This window comes from Candidatus Methylomirabilota bacterium, assembly GCA_036005065.1.
In the GTDB taxonomy this organism is placed as follows: domain Bacteria; phylum Methylomirabilota; class Methylomirabilia; order Rokubacteriales; family DASRDR01; genus DASYQW01.
Window position 1 is genome coordinate 1 of sequence record DASYQW010000110.1, and the last position, 13,842, is coordinate 13,842.

Here is a 13,842-nt window from a genome sequence, read left to right on the forward strand (position 1 = left end):
CCGGGCCGGCCTCGCCGAGATCGATCGCTTCGTCGCGGATTACCGGGCCGGCCGCCTGACGCTCTAGTCTCTTCGGAGGGGCCTCCGCGGCCCCCTCCGAGACCTCCCCCAGGACAGGTTGCGCCGGCAAAGCCGGCGCTCGGAGCGACCACCGACCCGCGGTGGCCAGACGAGCCTCGGCGCGCAATCGTTCCGACCGAGTGTGCCAGGGTGTCACGGGTGGCGTGTCATCTTGGCACGCGGCTCACCGAGTGGGGCGGGTCTGAACCCGTTCCAGTTTGAGAGTCAGGCTCTTAGCAACCTCACATTCCTGGCATTCGACCTGCACCTTTCTCCTGGCCCGCGGTCAGTCCGCAATTTCCACCTCACAGGGAGGCGCAGGCACGAGATGGCGAAGGTCATGGTCGTCGACGACGCCCTTTCCGAGCTGAAGATGATGGAGTCGATCCTGGCATCCGCCGGCCATCAGGTGGTCTCGTACGTGGACGGTATCGAGCTCGAGGACAAGATGGTCGCCGAGCGACCCGACGTCCTGCTCCTCGACGTCATCATGCCTGTCCGCAACGGGTACGAGATCCTCCGGGCCCTGAAGAAGGACGAGCGGACCAAGCACACTCCGGTCGTCCTGGTGACCTCGAAGAACCAGGAGAGCGACCGGGTCTGGGGGAAGCGCCAGGGCGCCGACGAGTACGTCCCGAAGCCCTTCACCCCCGAGCAGCTGCTGGCGGCGGTCCGCCGGTTCGTCCGGTAGGGGCGGAAGCGCCCACCCGCGATGAGCACCACCGTCCTCGACCCGCCCCGCACGTTGCGGGTGTGCCTCTTCCGGCTGTCGGGGGAGCTCCTCGCCCTGGACGTGCGGTGGGCGAGGGAGGTGGTCGTTCTCGAGGATCTGACCGCCGTGCCCCGGACCCCCGTTCACTTGGTGGGAGTCGCCAACCTCCGGGGTCACATCCTCCCCATCCTGGACATCCGGCCGCTTCTCGGGCTGGCGCCCGGACGAACCGGTCGCGGGAGCAGGGCGCTGGTGATCGAGGCCGCCTCCTTTCAGGTGGCCGTCGCCATCGACGAGATCCTGGGCCTCACCTCCATCGCGGAGCTCATCCCGCTGGGAGAGGCGGCGCGGCGGGAGTTCGGCGAATTCGGCCTGGGCCTCCTCGAGCGAGAGGACGGCCTCGCCACGCTGCTCGACGCCCCGAAGATCCTGGAAGCCCTCCGTGTCGGCGCAAGCGGAAAGGGAGACTGAGATGAAACGGCGAGCGTTTCTCGGTGTTCTCACCCGAGGTATCGCGGGCGGCCTTCTCGTCGGCGACCGGGCGGCCGCCTGGGCCCAGACGGCCATGACTCCGGGCGCGACGGCCCCCAAGGGTCCCCCGGAGGCTGCGACCGCCAGTGCTCCCGGCGTGACGCCGAAGGAGCTCAAGATCGGGATGAGCGCGGCGTTCAAGGGGACCGCGGCCGGGCTGGGGACCGAGTTCTACCGTGGCGCTCAGGCGTACTACCAGGAGGTCAACGCCAAGGGCGGGGTCCATGGCCGCTCCATCACCGTGGTGGCCCTCGACGACGGCTACGAGCCCATCCCGTGCATCAAGAACACGATCCAGCTCGTGGAGAAGGAGGGCGCGTTCTTCCTCTCCAACTATGTGGGGACGCCGACCCTGACCCGCGCGCTGCCGGTGATCAAGCGCTACGGCGACGTCATCCTGGTCGGGAACTTCACCGGGGCCCAGCCCCAGCGCGAGGCCCCCTATGTCGAGCACGTGTTCAACATCCGCGCCTCGTATCGGCAGGAGATGATGGCGCTGGTCGAGCGCTTCTGGCAGCAGGGCGCTCGGCGGTTCGGCGTGTACTACCAGATCGACGCCTACGGGCGGAGCGGCACGGATGGCGTGGCCCGTGGGCTCGCCCTCAAGGGCGCCAAGATCGCGGCCGAGGCCACCTATCAGCGGGGCGCGAAGTTCGAAGACGACATGACTCCGGCGGCCAAGGCGCTCCGCGAGGCGGGCGTCGACGTGGTCCTCTGTACCGGCGCCTACCAGGGCTGCGGCGCCTTCGTCAAGTCCGCCCGCGACCTGGGCTGGAACGTCCCCATCTCCAACGTGTCGTTCGTCGGCTCGGACGCCATGCTGAGCCTGCTGGTGAAGCACGGACAGACGACGGGTCGCGATTACACGCGGGCCCTCGTCAACTCGCAGGTGGTGCCGAGCTACGACGACCTGAGCCTGCCCGGTGTCGCCGAGTACCGCGCCCTCATGGACAAGTACTCGCCCGGGGTACCGGAGGCTCTCCGCGACCCCAAGTATCCGCCCCAGCGCCTGAGCTTCATCAGTCTCGAGGGGTTCGTGAACGCCAAGGTGATCGTCGAGGGACTGCGCCGGGCGGGGGTGAACCCGACGCGGGCGGGGCTTCGCCAGGCCTTCGAGTCGATCCGGAACTTCGACCTCGGAGTCGGTGCGCCGCTCGCATTCGGCCCCGAGCGCCATCAGGGGCTCGACAACGTCTATTTCACGCGCGTCGACAACGGCCGCTGGGCCCCCATCGCCGACTGGGGGGCCGCGGTCAGGGCTTGAGCCGTGGCTAGGTCCCGGCCCATCGACGTCGACGGCCCAATCTGGCTGGCTCCCGGAGGGGAGGACAAGATGGTCACACGGATGGAGACCCCGAACCGTCTGCCCCAGGTGAGCGGCGCGCCGACGCGCCTCCGACGGCGGTTCGGCCTGCTGGCCAAGATCATCGTGTTCCTGGCGGCGGTGCTCGTCCCGCTGGCCGCCGTCACGGGGTACCTGTCCGTCCAGGCCGTCCGCGAGCGGATGACCGAGGAGTTCACCTCCAAGGGCAGCGCGATCGCGAACAGTCTGGCCAGCTCCGGAGTCGACCTGATCCTGACCCGCGACGCGTCGACCGTCCAGGCCCTGGTGGACCAATTCGCGGCCATCAGCGGCGTCGCCTACGTCATGGTCTACGACACCCAGAAGACGCTCGTCGCCCACACCTTCGTTCCCCTGGTTCCGGCCGGCCTCATCGAGAAGAACCTCGTCTCGGGGGACGCCGTCAAGCCGCAGGTGCGCGAGATCCAGTATCCGGATCCGGTCACGGGCGCCACCCGCGAGGTGATCGACATCGGCGTGTCGATGCTGGGGGGGCAGCTCGGCACGGTTCGGGTCGGGATGAACAAGGCCATCATCGACGCGGCGGCCGCCCAGTCCCGTAACTACCTCCTGGCCGTGTTCGGCGGCGTGGCCCTGCTGGCGGTGCTCGCCGCGGTCGTCTTTGCCCGGCGCATCATCAAGCCGGTCGGCGAGCTCGTCAGGACCGCCCAGCGCGTCGGCCAGGGCGACCTCTCCCAGGTCGTCCCGGTGACCACCCACGACGAGATCGGCCAGCTGGCGGAGACCTTCAACCAATCCATCGCCCGGCTCCGCGGGTTGGTGCAGACGGAGGCCGAGCGCGACGAGGAACGGCGGAAGCGCGAGGAGTTGCAGCGGCACATCACCCAGTTCCTGAACACGGTCACCGAGATCGCCCAGGGGGACCTCACCCGGCGCGGCGAGGTGACCTCCGACGTCCTCGGCAACGTGGTCGACGCCATCAACGTGATGGTGGCCGAGATCGGCACCGTCATCGCGGACGTGCGCCAGGCGGCCCTCCGGGTGGCGGCCAGCTCTCACGAGATGATCGTGGCCTCCGGTCAGATGGCGACCGGCGCCCAGGGCCAGACCCGCGAGGCGATGAGCGTGGCGAGCGCGGTGGAAGAGCTGACGCTGTCCGTCCGCCAGGTGGCCGAGATCGCGGAGTCCTCGGCCCTGGCGGCTCGTCAGGCGCTCGAGGCCGCCCAGAAGGGTGACCAGGCCGTCCGCAACAGCCTGGAGGGCATGCAGCGGATCCGGGCAGAGGTCCAGACGATCTCGAAGAAGATCAAGAGCCTCGGCGACCGCTCGCTGGAGATTTCGGAGATCGTGAACACCATCGAGGATATCGCCTCCCAGACGAACCTCCTGGCCCTCAACGCGGCCATCGAGGCGGCGGGGGCGGGCGAGGCGGGGTTGCGGTTCGCGGTGGTCGCCGACGAGGTCCGCAAGCTGGCCGAGCGCTCGGCCAAGGCCACCAAGGACATCGCCTCCCTCATCAAGAACGTCCAGGCCGAGACCCACGAGGCGATCGTCGTCATGGAGCAAGGGACCCAGGAGGTGGAGTCCGGGTACCGGGTCACCGTCCAGGCCGGGGAGAGCCTCAAGGACATCGCCCAGATCTCGCAGAAATCCGCCGAGCTGGCCCACGACATCTCGCTGGCTACCCAGCAGCAGGTGCGAGGCGCCGAGGGGGTGGGGACGGCCGTCCAGTCGATCGCCGGCGTCGCCGTCCAGACGGAGCAGGGGGCCTTGCAGACTCGGAAGACCGTCGATCAGCTCGTCCGGCTGGCCGAAGAGCTCACCGCCAGCCTGTCGCGCTTCAAGCTGGCCGCGTGATCGGCGCGGCATCGATGCCCGGAGAGCTCGAGCCCTCCGACCTCGCCCGGCTCGCCGCCCTGGTGACCGAGCGGGCCGGTCTCGCGTTCGGCGAAGCCCGCTGGCCGTTCCTGCGGAACCGGGCGCGCGAGGCGATGCTGAGGCGCGGGTTCATCAGCGTTCGCCGGTGGCTCGAGGAGCTGGAGACCTCGGCGGAGCGCCGGGGCAGCCTCTACTGCGACCTGGAGGAGGCGCTCCAGGTCCACGAGACGAGCTTCTTCCGGTACGCGGAGCATCACCGCATCCTCCGGGAGGTCGTCCTGCCCGCCATGGTCCGGACCGGTGGCGCGCGCGTGCGGATCTGCAGCGTGGGATGTGCCACCGGCGAGGAGCCTTACTCCATCGCCATGACGGTGCGGGAGACTCTCGCGCGCCCGACCTGCCCGGTCGAGGTGCTCGGGCTCGACGCGAGCCGTCCGGCTCTGACGGCGGCGGTGAGTGGCCGATACCCGGCCAGCCGGGTGGCGTCCATCCCGCCGGCGTACCGCGAGAAGTACCTCGTCCCGGACCCGGACGGCTTTGCCGTCGTCCCCGGGCTGAGGCAGATGGTCCGCTTCCGTCACCACGACATCCGGCGCGGGTTCTACATCGGGAAGTTCCATGTGATCGTGTGCTGCAACGTGCTCCTCTACTTCACGCCCGCCGTGAAGCAGGAAATCCTGACCCGGCTGGCCGCCTCCCTGTGGGAGGGAGGGTTCCTCTTTCTCGGCCACGCCGACGGGATCACGCCGCCGGCCTCGCTCTTCGAGGTCCTTCCGGCCGGCTTCGTCTATCAGCGAATCGGCCGGTCCGTCGAGCTGCCTACCCTGAGCGTGGCCGCCACGACCGCCGCCAGCACCCGCCATGACTGACCCGCAGGACCGCGAGTTCCTGCTCAGCATCTTCCTCATGGAGGCCTGGGACACCCTGGCCACTCTCGAGGACGGTCTGGGCCGCCTGCGGGAGCCTCGCGAGATGACGGCGGCCGGGCTCGAGCCACTCTCGGTCGTGAGCCATCGCCTCAAGGGAGCGGCGGCGCTCCACGGCTTCCCCGGGCTGTCCGAGCTGGCCGGCGCCATGGAACAGATCCTGGAACGGCTTCCGGCCGCGCCACCCGCGGCCCGGGCCCAGGCCGCCGACTTCCTGAGTGACCTGGTCGGCGTCCTCAAGACGGTGTTCGACGGGATCGGCGTCTCCGGACGGGAGGACGCGGAGGAGATTGCGGCGTTCGGCGCCCGCCACCCGGCGTTCTTCACGCGGTCCTCGCCCTGGGAGACCTCCCCGGTCGCGGCCCTCGAGCCGGCCACGCTCGCCGATGACGCCGCCGGCGGACTCCAGGGAGAGCTGGACCGGTTCTTCGCCGAGAACGCCGAGGTCCTGGCCTACTTCGGTCCCGAGGCGGCCGAGCACCTGGAAGCGATGACCAAGTCCCTGCTCACCCTGGAGCAGGCGGGACCGAGCGAGGCGGAGCTGGCGACCCTCTTCAGGGCGGTCCACACCCTCAAGGGCGCCGCCTACACCGTGGGATGCACGGCCGTCGGCGACCTCGCGCACCAGATCGAGGATCTCCTGGTGGCCGTCCGCGAGGAGCGGGTCCCCCTCGGGGCCGAAGCGATCGAAGCCGTGTTCGCGGGCGTCGATACGATGCGTCTCCTGCTCGCGCTCGGCGAGGCCCGGCCGGCCGATCTCGAGGCGGTCCTCGCGCGCACCGTCGAGGGTCTCAGCCAGCTGATGCCGGCGCCGGCCTCCCCGGCTCACGCCGCGCCGCTCATCGGGCTTCCGGAATCCGAGCCTGTTCTCGGGGCGGCCACCCCGATCGAGGCCCTGCCGCGCCTCGAGCCGGTCGCGGTCGATCGCCGGTCGCCCCCCGCGAGCACCGGTATCCGGGTGAACCTCGATCGCCTCGACGCGCTCATGAACCTCGTGGGAGAGCTCGTGATTGCGCGGAGCCGGCTCGACCGGCGCCTCACCCAGCTCGATCGGGTAGGGGAGCTCCTGCTGTTCAGTCGGACGCGCATGGCCAAGGCCGTCCGGGACTTCGAGGCGAGGCATCAGGCGAGCCCGGCCCCGTTGCGCCCGCTCGACGGCGCCGGCGCGCCGGCACCGTCTCTTCCAGCGGCCGGGGCCGAGTCCATCGCCCAGCTCTTCGCCGAGCTCGAGTTCGACCGCTACAGCGATTTCGACATCCTGGCCCGGAGCGTGGCCGAGCTCTCCGCCGACCTGTCCGAGGTCCAGAACGAGCTGGCGGGCCTCATCCGGAGCATCTGGGAAGACACCGCCCAGATCCAGCGCCTGACGGGCGGCCTGCGCACCGAGATCACCCGGGCCCGTATGGTCCCGGTCGGGAAGCTGTTCGCCCGCTTCGCCCGCCAGGTCCGCGAGGCGGCCAAGGCGGCCGGCAAGGCCGTCGTGCTGGAGGTCAGCGGGGAGTCGGTCGAGGTGGACAGCACCGTCATCGAGCAGATCGCCGATCCGCTCTTGCATCTCGTTCGGAACGCCATCGCCCATGGGATCGAGCCCGAAGAGGAGCGGCGGGCCCGGGGCAAGCCGGCCCGCGGCACCATCTACCTGAGCGCCTATCACCGGGGCGGCTTCATCTACGTCGAGGTCGAGGACGACGGCCGGGGGATCGACACCGATCTCCTCCGCCGCGAGGCCGTCCGCCAGGGGCACCTGCGGGCCGACGCAGCCCCGCTCCTCTCCGAGCCCGAGGCGCTCAACCTGATGTTCCTCCCCGGCTTCAGCACGGCGGCGACGGTGACCACCGCGTCGGGCCGGGGTGTCGGGATGGACGTGGTCCGCACCAACGTGAGTCGGCTGAACGGCGAGATCGACGTGGAGACCGAGTCCGGCGCCGGGACCCGGTTCACGCTGAAGCTCCCCCTGACGGTGGTGATCTCGGATGCCCTCCTCGTGCGGAGCGGCGCCGAGACCCTTGCGATCCCACTCAGCGCCGTGCGGGTGATCCTCATCGTGCGCCCGGGCGAGATCCAGGCGGTCGGACACGCGGAGATGGTGCGAGTCGACGACCAGCTCGTGGACCTGATCCGGATGGACCGCGTCCTGGCCCTTCCGGCCGCCGACCCCCGCGCCCGCGTCCCCGTGGTCGTCCTCCGCGCCGGGGGGAAGTCCGTGGCCGTGGCCGTCGACGAGCTCCTCGGCAAGGAGGAGATCGTCATCAAGAGCCTGGGGGGATTCCTCGAAGGTCTCGGACCGTTTGCCGGCGCCACCATCTCCGGGGAGGGCCGGGTGATCCTGCTCGTCGAGCCGGCGCGGCTCATCGAGCTGGCCGGGGGGGGGACGCGCCCCACCCCGTGGACCCGGGACTTGGGCGAGGAGTCCCAGTCGCCCCGGCCCCGCCACCTGGCGGACACGGTCCGCCGGGTCCTTCTCGTCGACGACTCCGTCAGCGTCCGGAAATTCGTCGGGCACATGCTCGAGCGAGCGGGATTCCGCGTGATCACGGCCAACGACGGCGCCGAGGCCCTCCACCACCTCACGGAGAGCTCTGTGCACGCCGTGATCACCGACCTGGAGATGCCCCGCGTCAACGGCTACGAGCTCATCGAGGATCTGAGGCGCCGCCCGTCGACCCGCAATGTCCCGGTGGTGGTGCTGACGACGCGCGCCGGCGAGAAGCACCTCACCCTGGCGCGGCGACTCGGTGTCCAGCACTACGTTTCCAAGCCGGTCGACGAGCACGCGTTCGTGCGGCTCATCGCATCCCTGACCACCACCCCGGCCGAGGCGGAGCTCAGCGGGGCGCCGCGATGACGGGATTCCGGTACTCGAATCGGCGGATCCGGGTGCTGGTGGTGGAGGATTCCCGGTTCATGGGAAGCGTCATCCGCCAGATCCTGGCCTCCGATCCGCAGATCGAGGTGGTCGGGATGGCCGCCGACGGCGTCGAGGCCGTGCGAGCGGTCGCGGCTCTCGCTCCCACGGTCGTGACCATGGATGTCAACATGCCGCACGCCGACGGACTCGTCGCGGTCGAGCGGATCATGGCCGAGCGGCCGACCCCGATCCTGATGCTCAGCGCCTACACGCGGGACGGGGCTGCCGCCACCATCCGGGCCCTGGAGCTGGGAGCGGTGGACTTCGTGACCAAGCCGACGGGGAGCGTGGGCCGGGAGATCGAGGAGCTCCGGGAGACGCTGATCCGCAAGGTCAAGATGGCGGCCCGGGTCTGTCCGGTGCGGAACGCCGCCCCGACCGTCGGCGCCGTGGGCAGCGCCGAGGGCGCCGGGCGGGCGGGGACGCCGGTGCGTCCGTCTCCATCGGCAGCGGTCGCCTGCGTCGTGGTGGCCGCCTCCACCGGCGGCCCGTCGGCTCTCCTGAGCGTGATTCCGGCATTGCCCCGCGAGCTGCCGGCCTCGGTGCTGATCGTCCAGCACATGCCGGCGCCGTACACGACACAGCTCGCGCGGGAGCTCAGCGCACGCTCGGCCGTCGAGGTGAAAGAAGCGGACGCCGGCGAGATGCTCACGCCGGGCGTCGTCTACCTGGCGCCGGGGTCCCGCGACCTCGTGGTCGGCCCGCTCGGCATCGTCACCCTGCGCCCGGCGCCCCAGAACGGCGGCGGGTGCCCGTCGGCGAATCTGGCCATGGCGTCGGTGGCGCGGTTCGCGGGACCTCTCGCGGTCGGGCTGGTCCTCACGGGGATGGGAGAGGATGGAGCGGAAGGCGCCGCGGCGATCCGACGGGCCGGCGGTCGGGTGATCGCGCAGGACGAGGGCTCGGCGCTGATCTACGGCATGCCCCGAGCGGCGGTCGAGTCGGGGTGCGTCGACGCGGTAGTTCCCCTCGCGCGCATCCCGGAAACCATCCTCGCCTGCCTCCGCGACCCGATCGCCTATCGGGAGTGGGTGGGCTATGCCTCTTAGACGGAGCACGCCGACATCGGCGAAGGGGCCGGGCCCGGGGCCGAGCCGTCGGTACGTCGTGTTCGGGCTGGACGGCTGCGAGTACGGCATCGATGCCCGCCAGGTTCGCCACTCGCTGCTCGCCCGCGAGGTCCCGGGCGCGCACGTCTCGTTCCTCGCCCGGGCCTATCCGCTGGTCGACCTCCGCCGGCTCCTCGGGCTTCCATCCTCGACCGAGGCCGGGGGCCTCGTGGTGGTCGTGGAGGGAGCCGCCGCCGGCGCCGGCCTCGTGGTCGACGGCCCGGTCGGCCTGCTCCTCGTCGATCCGGAGGCGATCTTTCCTCTGCCCCCTCTCTTCCGGGGCGTGGAGCGTCAATGGCTCGAGGGAGTCGCCCGCCTCGACCGTCGCCTCGTCGTCCTCATCCGGGTGGAGGGGATACTGAGTGCCCGGTATCCATCCGGGCATTCCTCGTCGCCGATGGCGGCGCCGGCCGCGAGCTGAGGCGGATCGTGCTCCGACGGCGTTCGACGCAACCTGACCCGCTGCGGCGCCAGAACGTCGTGCTCTTCGGACTGGAGGGCCACCGCTTTGCCCTGCCGGCCCGGGACATCGTGGAGGTGGCCCGGATCGAGTCGTACACGCCGCTTCCGTGCGAGGATCCCGCGCACCTCGGCGTCGTGCTTCATCGGGAGCATGTGATCCCCCTCGTGGATGTGGGCCCACGCCTGGGCCTCCGCCGGCCGCGCCCCGCGGTGCGTCCTCGGCTGTGCGTGTTCGTGAGGGCCGCCGCCGGAGAGCTGGGGCTTCCCGTCGACGAGGTTCTGGGATTCCGGCACGGCCCAGGAGAGGCGCCTCGGGAGGAGGTCCTTCTCGACCCCGACGGACTGGGAGGTTCGTATGGCCAAGGTACTGCTCATTGACGCGGACTGGGAAAACCTCGTCGCCCTCCAGAAGGCGCTGGCGGCGGAGGGCTACGAGGTCGCGGTAGCCCTGAGCGGCTCGTTCGCGCTCACCATGCTCGAGTGGGACCGGCCCGATCTCATCGTGAGCCTGGCCGAGAATCAGGACATGGATGCCTACGAGCTCTGCTCGATCATCCGGGCCGATCCCGCGACCCGGCAGATCCCGTTCCTCCTCTTGACCGGACCCGCCGGGCCGGTCCCGGGCGCCGCGGCCCGGGCTGGCATCAGCCGCGTGATCGCGGGCAAGTTCAACGTCTCGACGCTCGTCGGCCAGGTCGGTGAGCTGCTGACCCGGAGCGCCGCTCCTGTCGTGACCCCGGCCCCGCCCCGCGGGGCGCCGTCGACCGAAGCCAAGCGCGTGGCGCACTAGCCAGACGGGTCGGGGCGATGGCGAAGGTCCTGGTGGTCGACGACAGCGTGACCATTCGAAAAGTGGTCGAGCGCGCGCTGGAGGCGCGAAGCATCCAGGTGCTCTCCGCCGCCTCCGGAACCGAGGCGATTGACCGGATCGAGCGCGAGGCGCCCGACGTGGTGATCTGTGACGTGATCATGCCCGACAAGGACGGGTACCAGATCTGCGAGTTCGTGAAGACGCACCCCGATCTGGCGAAGACCCCGGTGCTGCTGATCTCGGGGATCGTCAATGGCGCGGTGCTCGAGCGGGCGGCGCAGGTGCATTCCGACGACGTCATGCGGAAGCCGTTCGCGGCCGAAGAGCTGGTGCGCAAGATCGACGGGTTCCTGTCGGCCGGCGCCCCTCGGGAGACTCGACTCGGTCCCGCGCCGGCGACGGGGCGCGAGATCGACGCGGACGCGCCATCGCTGGCCTCGCTCTCGGGTCTCGTGACCCGGCCCCACGATCCGGTGCCCGATTCGAGCACCCCGGTTCCCGTCGATCTCAAGACGTCGCTGACGCAGTTCGCCGCGCTGCCTGGCGTCGTCCTGGCGGCGCTGGTCGACCGCGAGGGGTTCCTGATCGAGTCGGCGGGAGAGCTCTCGGCCGACGCGGAGCTGGGCTGGGCCCTGGCCTCGGCGCTCGCGGAGTCCGCGGATGGGGTCGGCCGCGCGCTGACGCAAGGTCTCCTTCAGGCGCTGATCGTGGAGTACGAGGGTGGCGTGGTGGTCCTCAACACGGTCGGATCCGCCGCGATGCTGGCCATCGTGCTGCGGGATCCCACGGTGCTCGGAAAGGTCCGGTACAGCGTCAAGCGCGCGTTGCCCGAGCTCCTGAGGAGCATGTGAAGGCGCGGGCCCCGCTGATTCAGAGCCTGACCCAGCCGGCCTCCTGGCTCCTCGCCGCCAGTGGACTCATTCTCTACGTCTGGGCGCCGACCACCATGCTCGAGGCGCGGGGCGGAGGCTCGGCGATCCAGTGGTGGGTCCCGGTGGCGGCGCCGCCGGTTCTCTACAGTCTCCTCCTCCTGGGCCTCCCTGGACTCTCGACGGCTCGACGGGCGGCGGCGGCCATCGTGCTCTGCGGCGTCCACGTCCTGCTGGCCCTGGTGACCCCGGTCGTCTATTCGGCGCTGGGACTCGTCCTGCCGGGTACGGCTCTGGATTCGGCGGTCTGGGAGTTTCCAGCGGCGCCGATCCTGCAGCTGTTCTCGGTTCCGCTCGTCGTCTTCCCGTTCCGTGACCTCCTCTTCCGCTCGCGCCATCGCCGGCGTCGGCGCGGCGTGGGGCGAGCGCCGACGCCGCCGCCGATCCGCGCCGCGCGGGTCTGGGAGGCCGAGGTGACGTTGCACACCGCCGGGGGCGAGCGGCTCCGCGAGGGCGACGTCACGCCCGAGTGGCGCCGGCCACCGCGACCCCTGGTGTCGGGACTCCCGGCGGCCCCGGCTACCCCCGCGCGACCGGCGCCCTCGCGTCCCGACGTGCGACCGGCAGAGGCGCCGGCTGACCTGACCCGGTCGGCGGCTCCGCGCCAGCCAGCCACGGACCCCGTGTTCCGGCCCGCTCCCGTGGCGGTCGTTGATGCCCCGGCCCCGGTCGAGCCGATCGCCGCGCCGCCGCCCACCGTCGTGCCACAGCCGGCGACCCGCCCGGCGTCGCCCGAGGTCGATCAGGCGCCGCGGGGCGTCTCCGAGTCTCTCTTTCTCGAGTCCGTCGAGCTCGAGCCCGTCGAGGCGATACCCGCGCCCGCCAGCGCCAGGGCCATCGACGCGGTGGCGGCGGCGCCGGCCGCGCCCGCCACCCTCCCGGATGTGGCGGAGGCCGAACCCGAAGTCGCGCCGGACCACTCGGCGCGCGTCGCGTGGGTCGCCGCCGGTCTCGGCCGGCTCGGCCCTCTCGGCCCTCTCGAGGTCGACGCCCACACGCTGATGGGCGCCACGCTGTTCACGGCTCTCTCGCCACGTCTTGCCCGGGACGCCGTCGTGAGCGCGGCCTTCCGCGTCCTGTCGTTCCTGGCCGAGCGCCCCGGGGCGCCGGCAGTGACTCAGGCGACCGTGCGGGGCTCCGATGGAGTGATGGTCCTCACGCCGCTCGGTCCGGTGACCACGGGCGGCCCGGTGCTGGTCGCGGCGACGCCGCATCGTGGCAGCCTCGCGCTCCTGGAGCTCCGCTCCTTGCGGCTGGCTGCCGATGCCCCCGCCACCCCGGACCCTCCCTCGGCCACCGCCGGGCCGCCCGAAGAGGGGCTGGTCGTGCCGTCTCGGCTGTCGTACCTCGCCGTCCCGGGCCGCGTGGACCAGCTCGCCCGATCGCTCGCGGCGTGGGGACCGCTCACGCCCGCGGCCCGGCGCGACCCGTCAGGTCGGCTCCTCCTGTATCTCTTCCTGCCGCCGGGCGTGGACGCCGAGACGGCGGGCGGGCTCGCGGCCGACTTCTGCCAGGCGCTGGGTGGCGAAGGTGGGCCGGGCGGAATCGGGACCTTCCAGTCGCTGACACTTCGGCTCGGACGCCAGCGGGTCACGGTGCGGCCCGTCGCGGCGGCCGCCAGCCCGGCGACCGTGCTGGTGGTCGCGGGTGACGTGGGGGACCGACCGGGGCTCGCCGGTCTCCAGATGGAACGCGCCGCGGCGCGTCTGGCCGCCCCGTAGACAATGGGAGGGGCCTCCACGGCCCCCTCCCAGGCCCTCCCCCAAGAGTCGGTTGCGCGGGCAAAGCCCGCGCTCGGAGCGGGGCACCGACCGTAAGCGGTTAGGTGAACGCGAAGCGTCTGGTTAATCCGACAGCCCCCTAGGTCTTTTCGGGCCCCCGCTCGGTTGCGGCGGCACAGCCGCCGCTCGGAGCGCCCCTCGATGCACCACGCGCTCGGAGGTCGGCGTCGGGTTACTCCGGCACACCCGTAGCTCACTTGGAGGGGGCTTCTACGGCCCCCTCCGAGACCTCATGTGCTCGCGGGAGCGCCGCCCGGGCGCGCCGCGGGGCCCGCTTCGTTGACCCTCCCGAGGCCCGGAGGTACACTGGGCGTCGTGCCGGCCCGGCGGATCCTGGTCGTCGAAGACGAACAAGCGGTCCGCGAAGTCTGGGTGGAAGCGCTCGAGGAGGCGGGCTACGACGTGCTGGGGTTCGCCGAGGGCGCCGACGCC

Annotated in this window: 12 protein-coding genes; all 12 read left to right on the plus strand. The window is 71.3% G+C overall.

Annotated features, from left to right (window positions below; translation table 11 throughout):
- Positions 1-388: 388 nt before the first annotated feature.
- The 12 genes from VGW35_08165 to VGW35_08220 all read left to right on the plus strand — a co-directional run bounded on the left by VGW35_08165 (position 389) and on the right by VGW35_08220 (position 13,350).
- Positions 389-751, plus strand: a complete 363-nt coding sequence (locus tag VGW35_08165) for a response regulator (protein HEV8307630.1) — start codon at positions 389-391, stop codon at positions 749-751.
- A 21-nt stretch (positions 752-772) separates the two neighbouring features.
- Positions 773-1,243: a chemotaxis protein CheW gene (locus VGW35_08170; GenBank protein HEV8307631.1), complete on the plus strand. Its 471-nt coding sequence runs from the start codon at positions 773-775 to the stop codon at positions 1,241-1,243.
- Position 1,244: 1 nt separating this feature from the next.
- The gene (locus tag VGW35_08175) at positions 1,245-2,567 is read left to right on the plus strand and encodes an ABC transporter substrate-binding protein (protein HEV8307632.1); all 1,323 of its coding nucleotides are present in this window, start codon (positions 1,245-1,247) and stop codon (positions 2,565-2,567) included.
- Between the two features lie 69 nt (positions 2,568-2,636).
- Positions 2,637-4,463 (plus strand): methyl-accepting chemotaxis protein, encoded by a 1,827-nt coding sequence (locus VGW35_08180; GenBank protein HEV8307633.1) that lies wholly within the window; start codon positions 2,637-2,639, stop codon positions 4,461-4,463.
- Positions 4,460-5,353: a protein-glutamate O-methyltransferase CheR gene (locus VGW35_08185; protein ID HEV8307634.1), complete on the plus strand. Its 894-nt coding sequence runs from the start codon at positions 4,460-4,462 to the stop codon at positions 5,351-5,353. The genes VGW35_08180 and VGW35_08185 overlap by 4 nt, the downstream gene beginning before the upstream one ends.
- Positions 5,346-8,255 (plus strand): Hpt domain-containing protein, encoded by a 2,910-nt coding sequence (locus tag VGW35_08190; protein ID HEV8307635.1) that lies wholly within the window; start codon positions 5,346-5,348, stop codon positions 8,253-8,255. The genes VGW35_08185 and VGW35_08190 overlap by 8 nt, the downstream gene beginning before the upstream one ends.
- Positions 8,252-9,367 carry a chemotaxis-specific protein-glutamate methyltransferase CheB gene (gene cheB / locus VGW35_08195; GenBank protein ID HEV8307636.1) on the plus strand — a complete coding sequence of 372 codons (1,116 nt, stop codon included), beginning with the start codon at positions 8,252-8,254 and terminating at the stop codon, positions 9,365-9,367. Before VGW35_08190 ends, cheB begins: the two co-directional genes overlap by 4 nt.
- Positions 9,368-9,425: 58 nt before the next feature.
- On the plus strand, positions 9,426-9,848 hold the full coding sequence (locus tag VGW35_08200; protein ID HEV8307637.1) for a chemotaxis protein CheW: 423 nt from the start codon (positions 9,426-9,428) through the stop codon (positions 9,846-9,848).
- Between the two features lie 8 nt (positions 9,849-9,856).
- Entirely contained in the window at positions 9,857-10,267 is a 411-nt protein-coding gene (locus tag VGW35_08205; protein ID HEV8307638.1) for a chemotaxis protein CheW, read from the plus strand.
- Positions 10,245-10,679 carry a response regulator gene (locus tag VGW35_08210; protein ID HEV8307639.1) on the plus strand — a complete coding sequence of 145 codons (435 nt, stop codon included), beginning with the start codon at positions 10,245-10,247 and terminating at the stop codon, positions 10,677-10,679. The genes VGW35_08205 and VGW35_08210 overlap by 23 nt, the downstream gene beginning before the upstream one ends.
- Positions 10,680-10,696: 17 nt before the next feature.
- The gene (locus tag VGW35_08215; protein HEV8307640.1) at positions 10,697-11,551 is read left to right on the plus strand and encodes a response regulator; all 855 of its coding nucleotides are present in this window, start codon (positions 10,697-10,699) and stop codon (positions 11,549-11,551) included.
- Positions 11,548-13,350, plus strand: a complete 1,803-nt coding sequence (locus VGW35_08220; GenBank protein ID HEV8307641.1) for a hypothetical protein — start codon at positions 11,548-11,550, stop codon at positions 13,348-13,350. Before VGW35_08215 ends, VGW35_08220 begins: the two co-directional genes overlap by 4 nt.
- Positions 13,351-13,842 lie beyond the last annotated feature (492 nt).

Excerpts from the sequence above, each read along its gene's own strand:
- VGW35_08165 (HEV8307630.1), top strand. The coding sequence starts at position 389 with ATGGCGAAGGTCATGGTCGTCGACGACGCCCTTTCCGAGCTGAAGATG.
- VGW35_08170 (HEV8307631.1), top strand. The coding sequence starts at position 773 with ATGAGCACCACCGTCCTCGACCCGCCCCGCACGTTGCGGGTGTGCCTC.
- VGW35_08175 (HEV8307632.1), top strand. The coding sequence starts at position 1,245 with ATGAAACGGCGAGCGTTTCTCGGTGTTCTCACCCGAGGTATCGCGGGC.
- VGW35_08180 (HEV8307633.1), top strand. The coding sequence starts at position 2,637 with ATGGTCACACGGATGGAGACCCCGAACCGTCTGCCCCAGGTGAGCGGC.
- VGW35_08190 (HEV8307635.1), top strand. The coding sequence starts at position 5,346 with ATGACTGACCCGCAGGACCGCGAGTTCCTGCTCAGCATCTTCCTCATG.
- cheB (HEV8307636.1), top strand. The coding sequence starts at position 8,252 with ATGACGGGATTCCGGTACTCGAATCGGCGGATCCGGGTGCTGGTGGTG.
- VGW35_08210 (HEV8307639.1), top strand. The coding sequence starts at position 10,245 with ATGGCCAAGGTACTGCTCATTGACGCGGACTGGGAAAACCTCGTCGCC.
- VGW35_08215 (HEV8307640.1), top strand. The coding sequence starts at position 10,697 with ATGGCGAAGGTCCTGGTGGTCGACGACAGCGTGACCATTCGAAAAGTG.